General features: G+C 60.6%; 17 protein-coding genes. 2 read left to right on the top strand and 15 right to left on the bottom strand.

What is annotated here, in order from left to right; all coding sequences use genetic code 11:
• Positions 1 to 127: 127 nt before the first annotated feature.
• The 14 genes from BFW87_RS06660 to dksA form a co-directional block, all read right to left on the bottom strand.
• Positions 128 to 3,061: a DUF748 domain-containing protein gene (locus tag BFW87_RS06660; protein ID WP_078739139.1), complete on the bottom strand. Its 2,934-nt coding sequence runs from the start codon at positions 3,059 to 3,061 to the stop codon at positions 128 to 130.
• Positions 3,062 to 3,148: 87 nt separating this feature from the next.
• On the bottom strand, positions 3,149 to 4,165 hold the full coding sequence (locus BFW87_RS06655) for a class I SAM-dependent rRNA methyltransferase (protein WP_078739138.1): 1,017 nt from the start codon (positions 4,163 to 4,165) through the stop codon (positions 3,149 to 3,151).
• A gap of 57 nt (positions 4,166 to 4,222) precedes the next feature.
• On the bottom strand, positions 4,223 to 5,092 hold the full coding sequence (locus BFW87_RS06650) for an oxygenase MpaB family protein (protein ID WP_078739137.1): 870 nt from the start codon (positions 5,090 to 5,092) through the stop codon (positions 4,223 to 4,225).
• Between the two features lie 16 nt (positions 5,093 to 5,108).
• On the bottom strand, positions 5,109 to 7,046 hold the full coding sequence (acs, locus tag BFW87_RS06645; RefSeq protein ID WP_078739136.1) for an acetate--CoA ligase: 1,938 nt from the start codon (positions 7,044 to 7,046) through the stop codon (positions 5,109 to 5,111).
• Between the two features lie 105 nt (positions 7,047 to 7,151).
• Positions 7,152 to 8,816 carry a glucose-6-phosphate isomerase gene (pgi, locus tag BFW87_RS06640; RefSeq protein ID WP_078739135.1) on the bottom strand — a complete coding sequence of 555 codons (1,665 nt, stop codon included), beginning with the start codon at positions 8,814 to 8,816 and terminating at the stop codon, positions 7,152 to 7,154.
• 240 nt (positions 8,817 to 9,056) lie between these two features.
• Positions 9,057 to 9,908: a pantoate--beta-alanine ligase gene (gene panC, locus BFW87_RS06635; protein WP_078739134.1), complete on the bottom strand. Its 852-nt coding sequence runs from the start codon at positions 9,906 to 9,908 to the stop codon at positions 9,057 to 9,059.
• Entirely contained in the window at positions 9,905 to 10,705 is an 801-nt protein-coding gene (gene panB, locus BFW87_RS06630) for a 3-methyl-2-oxobutanoate hydroxymethyltransferase (RefSeq protein WP_078739133.1), read from the bottom strand. The genes panC and panB overlap by 4 nt, the downstream gene beginning before the upstream one ends.
• A gap of 367 nt (positions 10,706 to 11,072) precedes the next feature.
• On the bottom strand, positions 11,073 to 11,558 hold the full coding sequence (folK, locus tag BFW87_RS06625) for a 2-amino-4-hydroxy-6-hydroxymethyldihydropteridine diphosphokinase (protein ID WP_078739132.1): 486 nt from the start codon (positions 11,556 to 11,558) through the stop codon (positions 11,073 to 11,075).
• A gap of 2 nt (positions 11,559 to 11,560) precedes the next feature.
• Positions 11,561 to 12,964: a polynucleotide adenylyltransferase PcnB gene (locus BFW87_RS06620; protein ID WP_078739131.1), complete on the bottom strand. Its 1,404-nt coding sequence runs from the start codon at positions 12,962 to 12,964 to the stop codon at positions 11,561 to 11,563.
• Positions 12,965 to 13,674: 710 nt separating this feature from the next.
• Entirely contained in the window at positions 13,675 to 15,105 is a 1,431-nt protein-coding gene (locus BFW87_RS06610) for a sigma-54-dependent transcriptional regulator (RefSeq protein WP_078739129.1), read from the bottom strand.
• A 22-nt stretch (positions 15,106 to 15,127) separates the two neighbouring features.
• Complete coding sequence (locus tag BFW87_RS06605) at positions 15,128 to 18,082, bottom strand: sensor histidine kinase (protein WP_176159719.1); 2,955 nt, start codon at positions 18,080 to 18,082, stop codon at positions 15,128 to 15,130.
• On the bottom strand, positions 18,066 to 18,242 hold the full coding sequence (locus tag BFW87_RS31415) for a hypothetical protein (RefSeq protein WP_003176118.1): 177 nt from the start codon (positions 18,240 to 18,242) through the stop codon (positions 18,066 to 18,068). The genes BFW87_RS06605 and BFW87_RS31415 overlap by 17 nt, the downstream gene beginning before the upstream one ends.
• Positions 18,243 to 18,304: 62 nt before the next feature.
• The gene (gene gluQRS / locus BFW87_RS06600) at positions 18,305 to 19,192 is read right to left on the bottom strand and encodes a tRNA glutamyl-Q(34) synthetase GluQRS (RefSeq protein ID WP_078739127.1); all 888 of its coding nucleotides are present in this window, start codon (positions 19,190 to 19,192) and stop codon (positions 18,305 to 18,307) included.
• A gap of 84 nt (positions 19,193 to 19,276) precedes the next feature.
• Positions 19,277 to 19,717, bottom strand: coding sequence for an RNA polymerase-binding protein DksA (gene dksA / locus BFW87_RS06595; protein WP_026083092.1), 441 nt, complete (start codon positions 19,715 to 19,717; stop codon positions 19,277 to 19,279).
• Positions 19,718 to 20,037: 320 nt separating this feature from the next.
• Between dksA and BFW87_RS06590 the strand changes: the two genes are divergently transcribed.
• Positions 20,038 to 21,210: a pyridoxal phosphate-dependent aminotransferase gene (locus BFW87_RS06590; RefSeq protein ID WP_078739126.1), complete on the top strand. Its 1,173-nt coding sequence runs from the start codon at positions 20,038 to 20,040 to the stop codon at positions 21,208 to 21,210.
• Positions 21,210 to 21,923: a DNA/RNA nuclease SfsA gene (gene sfsA / locus BFW87_RS06585; RefSeq protein WP_078739125.1), complete on the top strand. Its 714-nt coding sequence runs from the start codon at positions 21,210 to 21,212 to the stop codon at positions 21,921 to 21,923. Before BFW87_RS06590 ends, sfsA begins: the two co-directional genes overlap by 1 nt.
• Here sfsA and BFW87_RS06580 read toward each other — a convergent pair.
• Positions 21,920 to 22,237 (bottom strand): Rieske (2Fe-2S) protein, encoded by a 318-nt coding sequence (locus BFW87_RS06580; RefSeq protein WP_078739124.1) that lies wholly within the window; start codon positions 22,235 to 22,237, stop codon positions 21,920 to 21,922. The genes sfsA and BFW87_RS06580 overlap by 4 nt on opposite strands.
• Positions 22,238 to 22,365 lie beyond the last annotated feature (128 nt).

The raw sequence follows: 22,365 nt of genomic DNA, 5'->3' as shown, positions 1-22,365 counted from the left end.
ATGTGGGAGCTGGCTTGCCTGCGATACAGGCACCTCGGTCTGCCAGACTAACTGCGGTGATGCTTTCGCAGGCAAGCCAGCTCCCACACAAGCCAGCTCACACATTTGGACAGGTGCCGCTCAGGCGTCACTCCGCATCCAGATGCATCGGTGTCACCACCCGACCATCCTTCTCCGCCTGCCCCAGGTTGGCATCAATGAAGTACACCCGGTCATCCTCCAGCTGCCCTTTGTCCACCAGGTAATCCTTGATACCGCTGGCGCGGTCCTGACCCAGTTGACGCAGCAAAACGTCACTGGCCCCCCAGAACTTGATCAACCCATCACGCAGCTTCGCAGTGCGATCATCGCTGTTCAGATCCTTCCACTCTGCCGGGGGCTGTTGTTTCAGGCGGGTGCGGTAGATGCCTTCCAGCAAGGGTGCTTTTTCCTTCTCAGGTACCACGAGCAACGACGCTTGGGCCGGCACCTTGTCGCCACGGCGCTGAAGAATTTTGTAATAGTTGTATTGGTATTCACGTTCGAGGCGTTCTGCGGCGATAAACGGGCCATCGCTGCTGGCCGCCGCCGTGCCTTCGATTTCCAGGCGCAGGGTAGGTCGCTCTTTCAACGCCTTCGCCAGGGTGTTCAGAGCGCCTTCGGCGTCTTTGCTCAGGTCGCTGGACCCCGCGGCGAAGGACACGGTACCCAGATCTTCCGAACCTCCCCCGGTCACGAGCCCGCCAATAAACTTGAACGGCGCCGTGGCTGCGCGCACCACCAAATTGCGCAGGGTCTGCCAGACAATCGGCATGACGCTGAATTGCGGGTTGTTCAGGTCACCCGTCACCGGCAGTTCGATGGAGATCTTGCCGTCGCTGTCTTTGAGCAACGCAATCGCCAGGCGAATCGGCAAGTCGAGTGCATCGGCGCTGTCGACTTTCTCACCCAGTTGCAACTGCTCAACCACCACTTTGTTTTCGGCTTTCAGCTGACCCTTGATAATCACGTAATGCAGGTCGAGGTTGAGACGCCCCTTGCGGATACGGAAGCCGGCAAATTTGCCCGAATACGGCGTCAAGTTTGTCAGCTCGACCCGCTTGAAGCTGGTGGCGATATCCAGGGCGGCCATCGGATCGAACGGGTTCACGCTGCCTTTGATGGTCACTGGCGCATAGCGATCCACCTTGCCCTTGATGTCGACACTGGCGGGTTTTGCCTGGCGACTGTCAATGGTGCCGATCTGCCCGTTGAGCTGTTGAATGGCGGTGGCGAAGTTGGGTGTCAGGCTGAAGTCGGCAAAGTTGGCCGAGCCGTCGTTGATCGCTATCTGCCCGATATGAATGCCCAAGGGCTTGTCTTTGCTCGCCGCTGGCTTGGCTGCCGACTTGGCGCCACTGTCTGCGGGTTGCGGAATCAGCAGGTCGTCGATATTGGTGGTGCGGTCGTCGTTGATCATGAAACGCGCATACGGCTGCAGCAGGTTGACCTTGTCGATCGACAGGCTGTCGCCATGCTGATAGTTCACGCCTTCCAGCACCAGGCGCTGCCATTTGAGGAAGTCGCGGGTCTTGAGCGTGTCCAGCGTATGTAACTGGTCGACCTGAGCACGGCCGGTCACCTGCAGCGCCAGGGGTTCGGTGCTTTTGAGGTTTACATCGAGGTTGCTGCCGAGCATGCCGCTGCGCAGTTCCAGGCGAATAAAGGGGCTGATATAGGACTGAGCGACGCGCAGGTCGATGTCCTGGGTGTTCACTTTGAGTTTGGCGCTGACCGGGTTGAGGTTAACTTCGCCGGTTGCCTGAATCTTGCCCTGCTTGCCCAGGCCGGTATCGACTTTCAGGGTAAAGGGGCTGCCGTTGAGGCTGTCGAAGTTCTGCACGTCGACGTTCAATGGGCCCAGTTCCAGTGCCACGGCGGGTTTGGCCTGACGGTCGGCCAGGTGCACCTGATAGTTGCGCAGTTGCACATCCTTGAGCAGCACTTGCCAAGGCTTACTCGGTGCCGCGGGTTGCGCTTTCGGCGAGTCAGCAGTGGCGGGGGCGGTAGCCGGCTCTGGAGTCTTGGCCGATTTGCTCGGCTGGCTGGCGAACAGTTTCTGCCAGTCCAACTGGCCGTCGGCTTCGCGGGCGGCCCAGGTTTCCAGCTTGTTGCTGCGAATCTTGCCGATCACTACCTGCTGCTTGGCAAGGTCCACGGTGGTTTCGCTGACGTCCAGCCGTTCCAGGCGCACCAGGGGGCGGCCATCCGGCGCCTTGATGGCGAAGGGCGCGATGCTGGCGGCGGTATTGGTCAGGTTCAGCTCGGTTTCTTTGGCCAGGCTGAATTTATAGTCGGTGCTGAAATTCAGCACACCGTCTTCAAGTACCAGCGGCAGGGCGTCGCGTACATAGGGCCACCAGGCTTTCATCTTGCCGTCGGTGACTTTCAGCGTGCCCTCGGACGTGATCGGTACCAGGCTGAAATTGCCTTTCCAGTCGATCTGCCCACCGGCAGGGCCAGCGGCCACCAGGGTCATGTCGGCGTTGTCTTCGGGCAAGGTGCTGAGGTTTTTCAGCTCGAAGTCGAGCTTGTCGTAAAGAAATTCGATGGGTTCGCTGGGGCGCAGATCCTGGAAGTGCACATAACCGCCGGCCAGCTTGATGCTGTCGATGCGCAGCGGGAACGGCTTGGCATTCGGGTCGGCCGGGGTCGGCTCACTGGGCGGCAGCTTGAACAGTTGCGCGAGGTTCAGTTGGCCGGATTTGTCGAACAGCACCTCGGTTTTCGGCTGATCCAGTTGTACGTCGGCGAGGTGCAGCGCACGGGTCCAGAGGCTGTCGATCTGCAGGTTGGCATAGAGGCGCTCAAAACCCACTTGCTCCTTGCCGGGGTCGCCGATTTTCAGGCCCCACACCGTCACTTCCAGGCTGAATGGGTTGAGCTCGATCCGCTCAATGCGCGCAGGTGTGGTGGCGTAATTGGCCAACTGTTGGTTGGCAATGCGAAGGGCGATGCCGGGCAAAATCAGAAAGCCCAGCAAGCTGTACAGGGCAAGCGCAGTCAACAAGGCGCCGATGGCGCGAATCAATCCTTTGGGCATGGGTGACGCCATCTATGTCGAACGAGAGTGCCTTGGAGTATGGCACGGGTTTTCGGTTCCGAAGAACCCGGCCTTTCGAGACAAGTCCTACAGTTGCAGGATCAGGGTCTTCAACGGTGGCTGTTGGTCCTGAGAAGGGAAGTCCGCCCCCGGCGTCATGATTTGCCAATCGCGCACCGGGCGCCCGGCTTTCTCGGCGCAACGCAGCACCTGTTCGCGCCAGTCATCCATGCCTACTTTTGCCAGATTGTTGCAACAGATCAGCACCCCATTGTCGGCGGTGGTGAGCAGCGCTGGCTTGAGCAGGCTCTGATAATCGCGCAGCAAGTCGACGGTGCCGAAGGCACTCTTGGCCCAGGCAGGCGGGTCGAGCAATACCAGGTCATATTGGCGCTGCTCAAGGCGTGGATAGCTTGGCAGCTTTTGGCCACGGCGCTGGGTGATCGGCAGGCCCGCCAATTGGCGAATCGCCGGGAAGTAGTCCGATTGCACGAACTCCATGACCGGCAATTGCGGGTTCAGCAAGCCGTTTTCACGGCCGACGGCCAGGTTGCCCTCGGCGAAGTCCAGGTTGCACACCTCGCTGGCGCCACCGGCTGCCGCGCTCAGGCCGACGCCGCAGGTGTAGGCAAACAGGTTGAGTACACTTTTGCCGGCGCTGTGCTCCTTGACCCAGCCGCGTGTGTTGCGCAGGTCGAGAAACAGCAGCGGGTCTTGCCCGGCATGCCGCCCGCGTACCCGGTAGTTGAGGCCCCACTCATGGCCGACCAGGTCTTCCAGCGCCGCAGGTTCGGCGCGGTACACCGTGTCGTCACGGTCGATACGCGAGTTGCCGCGGGAACGGTCGTTGTACACCAGCAACAATTCCAGGCCGATGAACTGGTTGATCAGTTGATGCAGGTCCAGTAAATCCGCCGTTTCCAGCGATTGGTGAAAGCTCTGCACCAGCAACTGCGGGCCGTAGCGGTCGATGGTCAGGCCGCCGGCGCCTTCCTGGCTGCCATGGAACAGCCGGTAGCAGTCGGTGCCTTGGGCGTGCAGCTCGTTGATCAAATCCTGGCGATGATCGAGGGCGGCGCGCAGCGCCTGATTCAGGGGAGACATGGAGCGCGCCTTGGTAAGTAAATCGGGGCGCGGAGTTTAACAGCTATGGGCGACCGTCTACATCAACCCCATCCGTCGGTGGGCGCGTTGCACCGAACCATTACGCATCGCCCAACGCAGCAGCGGCGCGCTGCGTTTGACCCCGGCGCGGATCAATTGGCGCTGCAGCGGGCTTTGGTATTGTTCGAGCATGGCGCTGGCCCAGTCGGGCAGCAGGTCAATCCCGGCCCTCATCATCAAACTGCCAAAGGGCTTGGCCAACGTGCTGGGTGCGGGCGCCTCGAGCAGCAGGCGCAACACCTCGCGGCTACGGACGTCGCACAACAGTTGCGGACGAATACGCGCCAGATAATCCGAAATTTCCTGCCTTGAACGCGGAACATGCCGCGCGCCCAACTGCTCAGCGACCAACGCGATTTCGCTGTAATAACGGTCCTGATCCCGGCCCGAGAGGTACGGGTTGCAATAGCGCAGATGGGCAGCGAGAAAATTGCTGACTTCCGCTACATGCACCCACGTCAGCAGCTCCGGATCACTCGCCGCATACGGTCGGCCATCCGGCGCATGGCCAACCACTTGCAGGTGAATGGTGCGCACCTTTTCGATCAGCCACTCGGCATCTTTGCGCGAACCGAAAGTGGTGCCGGAAATAAACTGCGAGGTGCGCCGCAAGCGCCCGAGCATGTCCTGGCGAAAGTTCGAGTGGTCCCACACGCCGGCCAGGGCGAGCGGGTGCAAGGCTTGCAGCATCAAGGCACTGATGCCGCCAATGAGCATGCTGCTGAAGTCGCCATGGACTTTCCAACTGACCGAATCCGGCCCGAACAGGCCCGGGTCGCCCTTGGGGTTTTCCAGGTCCAGCTGGCCCAGCGACAAGCCGGTCAGGCTCATCAGCTGGGTTTCGATACGGCTGCGGATAAATTCCATGGCGACGCGGGGTTTCCTATCGGTTCAGGCGTTTGTCGATCAGGCCGTCTACCACGCTCGGGTCAGCCAGGGTCGAGGTATCGCCCAGGCTGTCCAGTTCGTTGCAGGCGATCTTGCGCAAAATCCGCCGCATGATTTTGCCCGAGCGGGTTTTCGGCAGGGCCGGCGCCCATTGGATCAGTTCCGGCTTGGCAAAGCTGCCGATTTCCTTGCTGACCAAGTCCAACAGGTGTTTTTTCAGTTCATCGCTGGGTTCGACGCCGTTCATGGGCGTGACGAAGGCGTAAATACCCTGGCCTTTGACGTCATGGGGGTAACCGACCACGGCAGCTTCGGCGACCTGATCGTGCAGCACCAGGGCGCTTTCCACTTCGGCGGTGCCGATGCGGTGGCCGGACACGTTGATCACGTCATCAATACGCCCGGTGATCCAGTAGTCGCCGTCTTCATCGCGGCGTGCGCCATCCCCGGTGAAGTAGTAGCCGGGGTAGGGTTTGAAATAGGTGTCGATCATCCGTTGCGGGTCGCCATACACGCTGCGAATCTGTCCCGGCCAGCTGGCCTTGATCGCCAGCACGCCGCTGCCGGCGCCCTCCAGCACTTTGCCTTGTTCATCCAGCAACACGGGCTGTACGCCAAACATGGGCTGGGTCGCGCAGCCGGGTTTGATGCGCTGGGCGCTGACCAAGGGGCTGAGCATGATGCCGCCGGTTTCGGTCTGCCACCAGGTGTCCACAATCGGGCAGCGCTGTTCGCCCACCGCGTTGAAGTACCAGTCCCAGGCTTCCGGGTTGATCGGCTCGCCGACGCTGCCGAGCAAGCGCAGGCTGGCGCGGGAGGTGTTCTCCAGCGGGCCGTGACCTTCGCGCATCAAGGCACGCAAAGCGGTGGGCGCGGTGTAGAAAATATTCACCTGATGTTTATCGATGACCTGCCAGAAGCGCGAGCTGTCCGGGTAGCTCGGCACGCCTTCGAACATGAGCGAGGTGGCGCCATTGGCCAGCGGGCCGTAAACGATGTAGCTGTGGCCGGTGACCCAGCCCACGTCAGCGGTGCACCAGAACACTTCACCGTCACGGTAGTCGAGCACGTACTTGAAGGTCATCGCCGCCTGCAGCAGGTAACCGCCGGTGGTGTGCAGCACGCCCTTGGGTTTGCCGGTGCTGCCGGAGGTGTAGAGGATAAACAGCGGGTCTTCGGCGTCCATCGGCTCGGGCGGGCAGTCGTCGCTGGCGGCGTCCACGACCTGTTGATACTTGAGGTCGCGGCCTTCGCTCCAGTTCACCTTGGCGCCCGTGCGCTCAACCACCACAACAGTGCTGACGTTCGGGCAACTGGCCAGCGCCTTGTCGACATTCTGTTTCAACGCCACCGGCTTGCCGCCGCGCACGCCTTCATCGGCAGTGATCACGGTGCGGCAGTCGGCGTCGAGAATGCGATCGCGCAAGGCGTCCGGGGAGAAGCCACCAAACACCACCGAATGCACCGCGCCAATCCGTGTGCAGGCCAGCATCGCGTAGGCAGCCTCCGGGATCATCGGCATGTAGATGCACACGCGATCGCCTTTCTTCACGCCACGGCTTTTCAGCACGTTGGCCAGGCGGCTGACGTTTTGATGAAGTTGGCGGTAGGAGATTTTGGAAGATGTTGAAGGATCATCGCCTTCCCAGATAAAGGCCGGCTGGTCAGCACGCTTTGCCAGATGACGATCGATGCAGTTGTAGCTGACGTTAAGCTGACCACCGGCAAACCATTCGGCGGCGCCTGTGGTGATGTCCGAGTGTTGGACCGTGTGCCAGGGTTTTATCCAGTCCAGAAAATGCTTGGCTTGTTCGGCCCAGAAGGTGTCGGGTTGTTCGATGGACTGGCGATAGAGGCGCCTGTAGTCCTCTTGGCTGAGTTGCGCAGCCCGGCGCACGGCGTCGGCGGTGGGGAAAGTGCTGATATCGAACATGAGCGGTCCTTATTCTTGTGTGGGCGACAAGTCATAAAGATGCACGCAGTGGGGGGAGGGTTCAAGGCCAACGTCCAAACGGACGTTGGCCTTGAGCTACCGGCTTCAGCCGCGGTGACGACCGCGGAAGTAGTTGATCAGGCCCTGGGTCGACGCATCGTCAGCCAAGGTTTCTTCGGCGCCGGTCAGGCGGTTGTACACGCCTTTGCCCAGCTCCTTGCCCAGCTCCACGCCCCATTGGTCGAAGGCGTTGATGCCCCAGATCACGCTCTGCACAAACACTTTGTGTTCATACATCGCAACCAGTGCACCCAGGCGACGCGGGCTGATGCGTTCAACCACAATGGTGTTGCTCGGACGGTTGCCCGGGATCACCTTGTGCGGCGCGAGCTTTTGCACCTCGGCTTCCGCCATGCCCTTCTCGCGCAGCTCGGCTTCGGCTTCGCTGCGGGTCTTGCCGAGCATCAGCGCCTGGCTTTGCGACAGGCAGTTGGCGTACAGCCACTGGTGGTGGTCGGACACCGGGTTGAAGCTGACGATCGGCACAATAAAGTCGGCCGGGATCAGTTGGGTCCCTTGGTGCAGCAATTGGTGGTAGGCGTGCTGACCGTTGCAGCCCACGCCGCCCCAGATCACTGGCCCGGTGTCGGTGGACACGGGTGTACCGTCCTGGCGCACGCTCTTGCCGTTGGATTCCATGTCCAGCTGTTGCAAGTGTTTGGTGATGTTACGCAGGTAGTGGTCGTACGGCAGGATCGCGTGGCTCTGCGCGCCCCAGAAGTTGCCATACCACACGCCCAGCAGGCCCAGCAGCACCGGCATGTTCTGTTCGAACGGGGCGTTCTGGAAATGCTGGTCCATGGTGTAGGCACCGGACAGCAGTTCCTTGAAGTTGGACATGCCGATCGCGAGGGCAATCGGCAAACCGATGGCCGACCACAGCGAGTAACGGCCACCGACCCAGTCCCACATCGGGAAAATGTTTTCTTCGCGGATACCGAAGGCCACAGCCGCCGCGTTGTTACTCGATACGGCGATGAAATGACGGTACAGCTCGGCTTCCGAGCCACCCTGGGCCAGGTACCAGGCGCGGGCGGCCTGGGCGTTTTTCAGGGTTTCGAGGGTGTTGAACGATTTCGACGAGACGATGAACAGCGTGGTCTCGGCGCGCAGTTTCATGGTCAGCTCGTGGAACTCACTGCCGTCGATATTCGCCAGGTAGTGGCAGCGCACGCCTTTGTGGGCGTAGGACAACAGCGCTTCGGAGACCAGCTCCGGGCCGAGGAAGGAGCCACCGATGCCGATGTTCACCACGTCGGTGATCGGCTTCTCGGTGTAGCCGCGCCACAGGCCGTCGTGGATGCGGCCAACCAGGTCAGTGATCTGGTTCAGCACCTTGTGCACGTCCGGCATGATGTTCACGCCGTTCACCGACAGCTTGTCACCCACCGGGCGACGCAAGGCGGTGTGCAGGGCAGGGCGGCCTTCGGACGAGTTGACCGGCTCGCCGGCGTACAGCGAGTTGATCGCGTCTTTAAGCCCGACTTCGTTGGCGAGGCCCACGAGCAAATCGCGGGTTTCGCTGGTGATCAGGTTTTTCGAGTAATCGAGGAAAAGCCCGCAGCTGCTCAACGTGAATTGGGAAAAGCGCTGGGGGTCGGCATTAAAGGCTTCGCGCATGCTGAAATCCTGCATGGCTTGGCGGTGTTGATCGAGCGCTTGCCAGGCGGGCAGAGCGGTAACGTCATGAGGAGTGCGGTAGTACGCCATCGCTGCGGGTTTCCTTTTATTACGGGGACTGCCTTTAGGACACTTTAAAGTCCGGAACGTCCAGTCTTTCATCAAGGGCTGGGTTCCAGACAGCGCTAACCATAGCGCAGGGCAATTACATTAAACCTAGCGTGTCGATATGTCTTGGCTTTGTCTGCGCTGTAGCCGGTACTTTTTTATACCGGCACAGCAGGCGGGGCAACAAGCGCGCTGTTTTAAAGCAGCAAAAGGCGGGAATGGTCAGGCCAGGTTCAGGTGCAGGTTGTCGATCAGGCGGGTTGCGCCCAGGTAGGCGGCCACCAGAATCACTACATCACGATCCTCGGCCGTAGCCGGGCGCAGGTGCACGCCTTGGCGCACTTCCAGATAGTCCATGCGCAAGCCGGCGGCTTCGATGTGTTGGATGTGCTCGGCGCGCAGCTTGGCGAAGTCATGCTCGCCACCTTTGATGGCGCCTGCTATCTGGCTGAGGCTGCGGTACAGCACCGGCGCAATGGCGCGCTGTTCCTCGGTGAGGTAACCGTTGCGCGATGACAGCGCGAGGCCGTCGTCGGCACGCACGGTCGGCTCGCCGATGATCTGGATCGGCATGTTCAGGTCATGCACCATGGCGCGAATCACCGCCAGTTGCTGGTAGTCCTTCTGGCCAAATACGGCCATGTCCGGCTGGACCATGTTGAACAGCTTGCTGACCACCGTGGCCACACCTTCGAAGTGCCCGGGACGGCTGGCGCCGCACAGGCCTTCGGACAGTTGCGGGACCGTGACACGGGTCTGGCCGGTCATGCCGCCGGGGTACATTTCATCGACAGTGGGCGCAAACAACAGGTTGCAACCGGCTTGCAGGAGTTTTTCCTGGTCGGCCGCCAGGGTGCGCGGGTATTTGTCCAGGTCTTCACCGGCGCCGAATTGCAGCGGGTTGACGAAGATGCTCGCCACCACGAAGTCCGATTGCTGGGCAGCCTTGGTCACCAGGGTGGCATGACCGCTGTGCAGGTTGCCCATGGTGGGCACAAAGCCAATACGCTTGCCGGCGCTGCGGGCGTGCGTCACGGCAGCCCGCAGTTCACGTAGGGTTTTTACCGTGTTCATGCAGAAAATCCGTGTTCAGCGCCAGGGAAGGTCACGGCTTTGACTTCAGTGACGTAAGCGCTCAACGCGGCCTGGATGCTGTCCTGGCCTGCCATGAAGTTCTTGACGAATTTCGGTGCGCGCCCGGTCAGCGACAGGCCGAGCATGTCATGGACCACCAGCACTTGACCGTCGGTGTCTGCACCTGCACCAATGCCAATCACCGGCACTTTGACCGCTTGGGTGATTTCGGCCGCCAGCTCGCTCGGCACGCATTCCAGCAGAATCATCGCTGCACCGGCTTGTTCCAGGGCGATGGCATCGGCACGCATCTGACGCGCCTGGGCTTCGTTGCGGCCTTGAACCTTGTAGCCGCCGAGGATGTTCACCGATTGCGGGGTCAGGCCCATGTGTACACACACGGGTACGCCGCGCTCAGCCAGCAAGCGGATCGACTCGGCCAGCCACACGGCGCCTTCGACCTTGATCATGTGCGCACCGGCTTGCATCAGCTTGCCGGCGTTCTGGAAAGTCTGTTCGAGGGTGGCATAACCCATGAACGGCAGGTCAGCAATGATGAACGCGCCGTCGTTGCCGCGCTTGACGCTGGCGGTGTGGTAAGCGAGTTCATCCGTGGTAACAGGCAGGGTGCTGTCATTCCCTTGAAGAACCATGCCCAGGGAGTCGCCTACCAGCAACACTTCGACACCGGCCTGGCAACTGGCGTGGGCGAAAGTGGCGTCGTAGCAGGTCAGCATGGTGATTTTTTCACCTTTGAGCTTGAGGCTCTGCAAGGTGGTCAGGGTAATGTCTGGCATTTAAAGGGTCCTCGTTCAGGCGCTTGGAAACAGCGAGTAACGCGCGTGAGTCTTCGTTTATACAGGCGCACCGTCTTGATAGCAGTGCTTATAAGGCCTGGATTGCGCCCTTTAGCGCCGGGTTGGCGGCAGCGGGACGCCTATAGTCGTGATGAGGACGAGGGAAGTCAATTGGATGTGTTACCGCATTGTTACGAGGGGGGTGTTACCGCTGTTACTGATGCGATTCAGCCGTATTTGATCAGCTATTCACGACAGGATTATTCATCTGTGGGAGCTGGCTTGCCTGCGATGCCGGCGACTCGGTCTATCAGGCAAACCGGGGTGATGCTATCGCGGGCAAGCCCGCTCCCACAGGGGAATTGCGTCAGGCAATGGGCAGGCGTTCCAGGCCGACAAACGGGCACGCGTCCAACTGTTCGCTGAGCGTCTGGCCGTTGGGCAATTTCAGGCTGGCAGGCGCCAGTTCTGCAAGGGGATAAAGCACAAACGCCCGCAGGTGCATTTGATAGTGCGGCACCTTGAGGCGCGGCTCGTCGATCAGGCGATCGCCAAACAGCAGGATATCCAGGTCCAGAGTACGTGGCCCCCAGCGCTCCAGGCGTTCGCGGCCCTGATCGTTCTCAATGGCTTGCAGCGCATCCAGCAGGTCGAGTGGCGCCAGGCTGCTGTCCAGTGCCGCCACCGCGTTGGTGTAACGCGGCTGGCCGGGGAGCAGGGAGTCACTTTGATAAAACGCAGACACCCCGGTGAGGGTGGTGCCCGGCAATTGCGCCAGCGCCTCGACGGCCTTGCGCAATTGCCTGTCCGGGGCAGCCAGGTTGCTGCCCATGCCGATGTAGATACGTTCCACGTTTACTCGCCCACTGCGCCCGAGGCATCGGCGCTGCGCTTACGCTTGCTGCCGGAGCTGCGACGACGTTTTTTCGGGCCGGCACTTTCGCCATCACCTTTGCTGCCGAGGTCGCGAATCATGTCGCGGCGCTGGCTGTCATTGGCGTCCTGGTAATCGGTCCACCACTCGCCCAGGCCGTCGGTCTGCTCGCCGGCGCTTTCGCGCAGCAGCAGGAAGTCGTAGCCGGCACGGAAGCGCGGGTTGTCCAGCAGCAGGTCGGCGCGTTTGCCGCTGCGGCGTGGTAGGCGCTCCTGCATGTCCCAGATCTCGCGAATCGGCATCGTGAAGCGTTTTGGAATGGCGATGCGCTGGCACTGTTCGGCGATCAGCTCGTGCGCTGCTTCCTGCATGGCCGGAATCGGCGGCATGCCGCGGTCTTGCAGGCGCAGTACGCGTTTTGGCAGGGCTGGCCACAACAGGGCGGCAAACAAGAACGCCGGGGTCACCGGTTTGTTCTGTTTGATGCGCAGGTCGGTATTGATCAACGCTTCGCTGATCAGGGTGTGGGTGTACGTCGGGTTGTATTCCAGTGCCTCGGCGCTGGCCGGGAACAGGGGGTCGAACAACTGCAGGTCGACGAGCATTTCGAAGGTATCGGCGGCGTAGCCCGAGAGGAACAGCTTGAGCACTTCTTCGAACAGGCGTGCCGACGGGATTTCCCGCAGCATCGGTGCCAGCTCGCGGATCGGTGCGGCGGTGTGCTTCTCGATGCCGAAATTCAGCTTGGCGGCAAACCGCACGGCTCGCAGCATGCGCACCGGGTCTTCCTGGTAGCGCTGCGTCGGGTCGCCGATAAGACGAATCAGGTTGTTGCGAATATCGTGTACGCCATTGGCGTAGTCGAGGATGCGCTCGCTGACCGGGTCGTAATACAAGGCGTTGATGGTGAAGTCGCGGCGTTGCGCGTCTTCTTCCAGGGTGCCGTAAACGTTGTCACGCAGGATGCGGCCGCTCTCGTTGCGGGAAGACTGATTGGTGTCTTCCTCTTCATCGTTTTGCGGATGGCCGGCGCGGAAGGTCGCGACCTCGATGATTTCGCGACCAAAGTGAATGTGTACCAGCTTGAAGCGACGGCCGATGATCCGCGCGTTGCGGAATTCGGCACGCACTTGCTCAGGCGTGGCACTGGTGGCGACGTCGAAATCCTTCGGCGTAATGTTGAGCAGCATGTCACGTACACAGCCGCCCACCAGATAAGCCTGGTAGCCGGCGTTCTGCAAACGTTCGACGATGTTCACCGCATAACGGCTGAATTGAGCGCGCTGCAATGAATGCTGATTGCTGTTAAGCACTTCAGGCGTGCTGCGAATGTGTTGCGTACGACGCAAGGGGGAACGGAATGACTGGAACAACTTCTTCAGCATGGGATGCACTGTTTGAAGGAATGTTCGGCCATAACGAAGAATGACCGCATGATGGGCGGGGATTCTAGCATTTAGTCAGGGGATGGTGTAGGAACAAGCTGCAGGCCTTGCGCCATAAGCTTAAAACGATGAATTGTTGTTGCCAAATCGCAGAAACTACAAGGGGAGCCGAAGCTCCCCCAGAAGTAGTTGCGTGCTCTTTTTTTATTATTAATTGCGGGCTTCTTGTTTTTGTTGATCGCCCTCGCCATGAAGCTTCACCTTCATGACACTCCCAATCGGGAGCCAAGAGCAAACGGATTGCTTTGGTCGCTGTGTTGCTGATCTACGATCCAACCAGTTCAGGCTCTGCCTTAGGGCAGTTTTTGTTGTTCTCGGCCTGGTTGCGGGGCAAGCCCCAAATGCAACGCCTCTCCAAAAGAATCAGTTAGCTGCGCCTCCGCCGTGTTGTTTTTGTTATGCGTGAGTCGATTCGTCTTATTTTTATTGTCTGGTACAAAGCTTGTTATTGTTTTTGTACTAAGCATATAGCAGGGTGCGTGCCAACTTTTGTGCCGACCAGCAAAAGCGGGGGTTTGGAGGGTTTTCGGCTTTTCGCAAGGCGAAAAAAAGCCGGGGCTTCGTTACCGTAAGCCCCGGCTTTTGTTACGCGAAAATTGCGCGGTAACAGTTTTTTCACATCTGGGGGAGTTACCTGTGGGGGCGCACCCTCAACTCTCGCTGGCAACCCCGGTCTTGCGCCGTGGAATGCCCAGGCGCTGACGCCGTTCCCACAGGCATTTACGGCTCACGCCCAGCTTGCGAGCCAGCTCGGTTTCGGTCATGTGGTCCTGATGCTCCAGGACGAAATGCTGGAAGTAATCTTCCAGTGACAAATCTTCCGTCGGCTCATGGCTGGTATTGCTACCGCCGCCCTGCTGTGGGGCCAGGCCAATGAAGTCATCGTCGTCCAGATCGCTCAGCTCAATGTCGATACCCAGCAGCTCGGCGGAAATCTCCGGGCTCTCCGACAGAATGACCGCACGTTCAACCGCATTCTCAAGCTCGCGCACGTTACCTGGCCACGAGTAATGCCGAATGGCTTGCTCGGCGTCCGGGGCAAATTTCAGGTCGGTGCGGTTGATACGCGCGCTCTGGCGCAGCAGGAACGCGCTCGCGATCTCGTTGACGTCAGCGCCACGCTCACGCAGGGCAGGCAACTTGAGGGCGATCACGTGCAAGCGGTAATACAAGTCTTCACGGAACTGGCCGATCTTGGCCAGGCTCTTCAAGTCCCGGTGGGTGGCCGCGATCAGGCGCACATCGACCTTTTGCGACTGCACCGAGCCGACACGGCGAATCTCGCCTTCCTGAAGCACGCGCAGCAACCGCGCCTGGGCTTCCAGAGGCAGCTCGCCGATTTCGTCGAGGAACAAGGTGCCACCGTCTGCGGCTTCCACCAAACCCGCACGCCCGGCGCTGGCACCGGTAAACGCGCCTTTCTCGTGGCCGAACAGCTCGGACTCGATCAGGGATTCAGGGATGGCCGCGCAGTTCACCGAAATCATCGGTGCCTTGGCGCGCTTGGACAGGTTGTGCAGGGCACGGGCCACCAGTTCTTTACCGGTGCCGGACTCGCCCTGGATCAACACATTGGAGTCAGTCGGTGCGACCTTGCGGATCTTGCTGTACAGGTCCTGCATCGGCGGGCAGGAGCCGATGATGCCGATCTCGCCATTGCTGTTGTCAGCGCCCGGCTTGTCGGCGGCCTTGCCGGCAGGACGCTGCTCGGCAGGCGCAGTGCCGGCCGACTGACGGTCACGCAGGATGCGCGCCACGGCCTGGAGCATCTCGTCGTGGTCGAAAGGCTTGGCGATGTAGTCCACCGCGCCCATCTTCATCGAGTCCACGGCCGAGCGCAGGCTGGCGTAGCTGGTCATGATCAGCACCGGAGTGCCCTGGCCAAGCTTGATCAGCTCGGTGCCGGGTGCGCCAGGCAGGCGCAAGTCACTGACAATCAGGTCGAACGTGGGAATGCTGAATCGCTCTTGGGCTTCCTGCACCGAGCCGGCTTCGCTGACTTGGTACTGATTCCGTTCAAGCAGGCGACGCAAGGCAGAGCGGATAATTGTTTCGTCTTCGACGATCAAAATGTGCGGCATTGATTCAATTCTCTCGACGGTCTCAGTTCACAGCGGACGTCGCTTCGACATGACGCGGCAAGGTCACCCGAATACGGGTGCCGCGTTGGCTTTCGGTGTCAGCCGGGCTGTCGATGGTGATTTGTCCATAATGCTCTTCAACGATGGAATAGACCAGTGCAAGGCCCAGACCGGTACCTTCACCCGGATCCTTGGTGGTGAAGAAGGGTTCGAACAATCGGTCCATGATGTTCTGTGGAATGCCGCTGCCTTCATCCTCAACAATCAGGTCGACCGTGTGCTCGAAAGCCTCGGTCTTGACCCGTACCGCGCCGCCGGCGGGCGTTGCGTCGCGGGAGTTGGACAGCAGGTTGATCAATACCTGGGCCAGGCGTTGTGAGTCGCCGTCCACCCAATGGTCCGGGTCGCACAGGTTGAAGAACTGTACTTCGAAATTGCGCCGGTTCAACGCCAGCAGCCCAATGGCATCCTGCGCCACTTCGGCCAGGCACACTGCTTCGTCCTGATTCTGATGGGCGCCCGCGTGGGCAAAGCTCATCAGCGACTGCACGATGCGCGAAACGCGCTTGGTCTGCTCGAGGATCTGCCCGCTGATTTCGGTGATTTCGCCGTCCTCTTCGCGCTCTTCCCGCAGGTTTTGCGCGAGGCAGGCGATACCGGTGATCGGATTGCCGATTTCATGGGCCACACCCGCTGCCAGGCGGCCAATGCTTGCCAGTCGCTCGGAGTGCACCAGCTTGTCTTCGAGCATCTGGGTTTCGGTCAGGTCTTCCACCAGCAGCACCAGGCCGCTGTTACCGGGGGCCAGTGGCTCGTCGATGGCGGCTTTGTGCAGGTTGAGCCAGCGGGTCTGGCCATCGAGGGCCAAATGTTGTTTGTGCAAATGCTCGTCGGGCAGGTTGATAAAACCTTGCAACAGTTCTTTCCACGGGTCGCCCAGGGTGTTCAGGCGCGAACCCACCACCCGCTGCGCGGCGATGCCGGTGAGTTCTTCCATGGCCTTGTTCCACATCAGGATCTCTTGATCCTTGGCCAGGGAGCACACGCCCATCGGTAATTCCTGCAGGGTTTGGCGGTGGTAGCGGCGCAGGGCGTCGAGTTCGGCGGCGAGGCCGGTGAGGCGTGAGTGGTAATCCTCCAGCCGGCTCTCGATGAAGTGGATATCTTCGGTCACATAGTTTTCGCCGCCAGCCTTATAGGGCAGGAAGGTTTCCACCATGTCCTGGGACACACTTGGCCCCATCAGGCCGGACAGGTTGGCCTCGATACGGTCACGCAGGCGACGCAACGCATAAGGGCGGCGCTCGTCAAAGGGCAGGTAAAGGTCGCGCAGCGCTTGTTCGACTTCCTTTTGCGCGGCTTTTGCACCTAGAGGCTTGGCCAGTTGCGTGGCGAATTCCTGAGGCGAGGCCGCATGCAATTCGCGGCGTTGCGGGCGGCGCACGTTGTCCACCGCGCAAGCTTCAGCGGCGCTGGTTTCTTCCGGGCTGGCGTTGGTGAACAGCGAGATCAGGGTGAACATCAACACGTTGGCGGCCAGGGACGCGATCGCCGCCATGTGCCAGCTGGTGTCGTCCAGCACGTAGATCATGTTCAGCAGCGGGATGTAGAACCCTTGCAGGTTGCCGACCAGCGGCAACAGCATGGTGACAATCCACACCAGAATCCCTGCCAGCAACCCTGCGATAAAGCCACGGCGATTGGCCGTCGGCCAGTACAGCACCGACAACACGCCCGGCAGGAACTGCAACGTGGCGACAAATGCGACGATGCCAAGGTTGGCCAGGTCTTGCCCGGCGCCCAACAACAGATAGAAACCGTAACCGGCCATGATGATCGCAACGATCAGCGCGCGGCGGGTCCATTTCAGCCAGCGGTAGATATTGCCCTCGGCCGGCGGCTGGTACAGCGGCAGCACCAAGTGGTTGAGTGCCATGCCCGACAGGGCCAGGGTGGTCACGATGATCAACCCGCTGGCTGCCGACAGCCCGCCGACATAGGCCAGCATCGCCAGGGCCGGGCTGTTGGCGGCAATGCCGATGCCGAGGGTGAAATATTCAGGGTTAGTGGTGGCGCCGAGCTTCAGGCCTGCCCACAGGATCAGCGGCACCGCCAGGCTCATCAACAACAGGAACAGCGGCAAGCCCCAGCTGGCGCTGACCAGCGAGCGCGGGTTGAGGTTTTCAGTGAAGGTCATGTGGTACATGTGCGGCATCACAATCGCCGAAGCGAAGAACACCAGCAGCAAGGTACGCCAGGGGCCTTCTTGCAGTGGCGTGTGCAATGCGGCGAGGGCGGTCTGGTTTTGCAGCAGCCACAGCTCAAGTTGTTGTGGACCGTCGAACACGCCGTACAGCGCATACAGGCCGACGCCACCGATGGCGATCAGTTTGATCACCGATTCAAAGGCAATCGCGAATACCAGGCCTTCGTGTTTTTCACGGGTGGCGATATGGCGCGAGCCGAAGAAAATAGTGAACAGGGTGATCAGTGCGCAAAACGCCAGGGCCACGCGATGCTGCACGGGCTCTCGGGTCAGGATGCTGATGGAGTCGGCCACGGCCTGGATTTGCAGCGCCAGCAAGGGCAGCACGCCGATCAGCATGAAGATGGTGGTCAGCGCGCCGGCCCAGGTGCTGCGAAAGCGGAAGGCAAACAAGTCCGCCAGGGATGACAGTTGATAGGTGCGGGTGATTTTCAGGATCGGATACAGCAGCACCGGCGCCAGCAGAAAAGCCCCGGAAACACCCAGGTAGCTGGACAGAAAACCATAACCGTACTGGTAGGCCAGGCCCACCGTGCCGTAAAACGCCCATGCGCTGGCATAAACGCCGAGGGACAAGGTGTAGGTCAACGGATGGCGAATGATCGCCCGCGGAATCATTCCGCGCTCACTGATCCAGGCGACGCCGAACAACGCCGCCAGGTAGGCGGCGCTGATCAGCAGCATCTGGGTGAGGCTAAAGCTCATCGGCATCTTTTTGGCTCTGCAGGATGAAGGTCACGACGATCAATATCAGCCACAGCAGATACGGGCGGTACCAGGCGCCCGTGGCGTCGATCCACCAATCCATGATGGCGGGGGAAAACAGGTAGATCCCGACGACCAGCAGCAGGACCAATCGATAGATGTACATGTTGGCCTCTGATTAAAAAACTGCGGCGATGGTAACGGATGGCGGCGAAGCTGCAAGCGCCTTCAGCTCAATTGCGCTTCGGCCAGCGTGAGTGTGCGCGGGATCTTGCCGGCATCCCAGTGCCCGATGCCCCAATCCAGCAGTTCTCGCGGGCTGGCGTATAGCAGTTCATCACCGGGCTGCTGGCCGAGGGCGCGCAAGGCTCTCAATAGCAAAGGCGTGGCCTGGTCAGGTGTCAGCGGTGGGGAACGGTAGGACTTGCCCAACTTGTTACCGTCCGGCTGGATGATCAGCGGCACATGCAGGTAGCGCGGTTGGCGCAGGCCCAGCAGCTCTTGCAAATACAGATGGCGCGGCGTGGAGTCGAGCAGGTCGGCGCCGCGCACGATATCGGTGACGCCTTGCCAGGCGTCGTCGAGCACCACGGCGAGCTGATAGGCATAGAGGCCATCGCGCCGACGAATGACAAAATCGCCTGAGTCGCGCCCCAAGTGTTGTCGGAATTCGCCTTGCACGCGGTCGGTAAAGTGGTACTCAAGCTCCGGAACACGCAAACGAATGGCCGCATCCTGCTGATCGTGACCGGCATTGCGGCACAGGCCGGGGTAAACCCCGTTGTACGGCTCCAGTTGTTTGCGCGAACAGGTGCAGGCGTAGGCCAGGCCGTGGTTGAACAGGTCGTTCAGCACTTTTGCGTAGGCCTCATGCCGCTCGCTTTGTCGGACCAGTTCGCCATCCCACTCGAAGCCATAGCTTTCCAGGGCGTGCAGGATCGCCGCCTGGGCACCAGGTTCTTCGCGGGGTGGGTCGAGGTCTTCCATGCGCATTAGCCAGCAGCCATTGTTGGCGCGGGCATCGAGGTAGGAGGCGAGGGCGGCAACCAGCGAGCCGAAATGCAAATGGCCGCTGGGCGTGGGGGCGAAACGCCCGATATAGGTAGAGGCTGTCATGGGCCGGATACTACTGGAAAATCGGTAAACGCCAGAAACAAAAATGGGGCGTTTGCACGCCCCATTCGGTCAGATAGGCAGGGATTACTTGCCGACCTGTTTTTCCTTGATTTCAGCCAAGGTCTTGCAGTCTACGCAGAGGTCCGCGGTTGGGCGGGCTTCCAGGCGACGGATACCGATCTCGACGCCGCAGGATTCGCACCAGCCGTATTCTTCGTCTTCAATCAGTTGCAGCGTTTTGTCGATTTTCTTGATCAGCTTGCGTTCACGATCACGGGCGCGCAGTTCGAGGGCGAATTCCTCTTCCTGGCTGGCACGGTCTGCCGGGTCCGGGAAGTTGGCGGCTTCGTCCTTCATGTGGTCAACCGTACGGTCGACTTCCTGCATCAAGTCCTGCTTCCACTTTTGCAGGATCTTGGTGAAGTGCTGGCGCATGGGCTTGCCCATGTACTCCTCACCCTTCGCTTCGACGTAAGGTGTGAAGCCACTGAGGCTCTGCTGCTGTTGCTTTGCTTGGGTGGACATGAATAGACCGCCTCTCACTCTTCTAATCCATTGCGCAGGATTGCAACGTCACCGACACCTGCCGGCCCTGCGGCTGCAAGCGGGCGAACTTACCAGATAGATTCGGGGTGCGCCACTCCCGGTTGTCGAGGGGCCATCATGCCGGGGTTGCAAACTGCAACAGCCCGCCATGGCTGGACATGAAACGCCTCGAGTGTTGATTTTAGTCGTTTTGCGCGCGCTTGCCCGGGCCGCTTGAGTGGCCGGGCAGGCAATAGAACATGTTTTACCGCGCGGGTTCGGTAGAATCCTGATTTTGTCCTCATGCTTAAGGAAGGCTAATGGCCCAGCCCTACAGTGCGCGCAGTCGCGCCATCGAACCTTTTCATGTCATGGCGTTGCTGGCGCGCGCCAATGAGCTTCAAGCGGCCGGCCATGACGTGATCCACCTGGAAATCGGCGAGCCGGATTTCACCACGGCCGAGCCGATCATTCAGGCGGGCCAGGCGGCGCTGGCCAATGGCAAGACTCGCTACACCGCGGCCCGCGGCTTGCCCGAGTTGCGTGAGGCCATCAGTGGGTTTTATCAGCAGCGTTACGGCCTGAACGTGGATCCCGAGCGCATCCTGATCACCCCCGGAGGCTCTGGCGCCTTGCTGTTGGCGAGCAGCCTGCTGGTCGATCCGGGCAAACATTGGCTGTTGGCTGACCCGGGCTACCCCTGCAATCGCCACTTCCTGCGGCTGGTGGAGGGCGCGGCGCAACTGGTGCCGGTCGGCCCGGACGTGCGCTATCAGTTGACCGCCGACCTGGTGGCCAGGCACTGGAACGAAGACAGCGTGGGCGCGCTGGTCGCGTCCCCGGCCAACCCCACCGGCACCCTCCTCACGCGTGATGAGTTAGCCGGGTTGTCGAGCGCAATCAAGGCGCGTAATGGCCACATGGTAGTTGACGAGATTTATCACGGCCTCACTTATGGCACCGATGCCGCGAGCGTGCTGGAAGTCGACGACGATGCCTTCGTCTTAAATAGTTTTTCGAAGTATTTCGGCATGACCGGCTGGCGCCTGGGTTGGCTGATCGCGCCACCTGCCGCCGTGGGCGAATTGGAGAAGTTGGCGCAAAACCTCTATATCAGCGCGCCGAGCATGGCTCAGTACGCCGCGTTGGCCTGTTTTACCCCGCAAACCCTGAGTATTCTCGAAGAGCGCCGCGCCGAATTCGGTCGTCGTCGTGACTTCCTGTTGCCGGCCTTGCGCGAGCTGGGTTTCGGCATCGCGGTGGAGCCCGAAGGTGCGTTCTATTTGTACGCGGATATCAGCGCGTTCGGCGGTGATGCCTTCGCGTTCTGCCAGCACTTCCTCGAAACCGAACACGTGGCCTTTACGCCCGGGCTGGATTTCGGGCGCTTTCAGGCGGGCCACCATGTGCGCTTTGCCTACACGCAAAATATCGACCGGCTACAGCAGGCGGTGGAACGCATCGCCCGTGGTTTGCGGAGTTGGCAAGCCTGATGCGTTTTCATCCCCCCCTTGAAGAAGCGCGGCTGATTCGCCGTTACAAGCGTTTTCTCACCGATATCGAAACCGTTACCGGCGAATTGCTGACCATTCACTGCCCGAACACAGGGTCGATGCTCAACTGCATGGTGGAAGGCGGTCAGGTCTGGTTCAGCCGTTCCGATGACCCCAAGCGCAAGCTGCCAGGCACCTGGGAAATTGCCGAGACGCCGCAAGGCCGACTCGCGTGCGTCAACACCGCGCGCGCCAATCAACTGGTCGAGGAAGCGTTACGCGCCGGAGTGATAACCGAGCTCAACGGTTTTACGGCGCTTAAGCGCGAAGTGCCCTATGGCCAGGAAAAAAGCCGCATCGACTTTCGCCTGGATTACCCCCACGGCGCGGCGTATGTGGAGGTCAAGAGTGTGACTTTGGGTTTCGACGGCTCGGCGGTGGCGGCGTTTCCCGACGCGGTGACCCAGCGCGGCGCCAAACATTTGCGCGAGTTGGCGCACTTGGCGCGCGACGGTGTGCGGGCGGTGCAGCTGTATTGCGTGAACCTGTCGGGTATCGAGGCGGTGCGCCCGGCGGTGGAAATCGACGCCGGATACGCCGCCGCCTTGCGTGAAGCCAAGGCGGCGGGTGTGGAAGTGTTGGCCTACGGTGTGCGCGTAACGCCGGAGGAAATTTTCGTCGACCGTCGATTGGAAGTCGTGATGGGCGACTAGAGTTCCACCCACAGCCCCTGTTCGTCTTCGCGGCCGGGCAGGGCGATGAGGCTTTGGCCTGCGCATGGGCCGGCAATGCATTCCCCGCTTTCGATCAGAAACAGCGCGCCATGGGTGGCGCACTGGATCAGGCTGGCGCTGGCGTCAAGGAACTGGTCGGGCTGCCATTCCAGCGGGATGCCGCGATGGGGGCAACGGTTGATATAGAAGTAGGCCACGCCTTCTCGACGCACGGCCAAGAGCTTGCAACCGTCGATCTCGAAACCGCGGCTGCTGTCTGGCGCGAGGGTATCGGAGGGGCAGAGAAACTTCATATCAATCCTTAAGTGCCTTGACGTTCAAATGCAAACAATTATCAAATGCCCGCTTCGCCCATCGCTGACCGGGCGCTCAGTACGATGCCAGGCAGGTTCCATCTGTCACATCGGTGAGTGCTTGAGCG

Source organism: Pseudomonas fluorescens (assembly GCF_002022275.1).
GTDB classification, from domain to species: Bacteria; Pseudomonadota; Gammaproteobacteria; order Pseudomonadales; family Pseudomonadaceae; genus Aquipseudomonas; species Aquipseudomonas fluorescens_AJ.
Note: the sequence above shows the minus strand (reverse complement) of the source record. Positions and strands in the feature narration are given on the sequence as shown.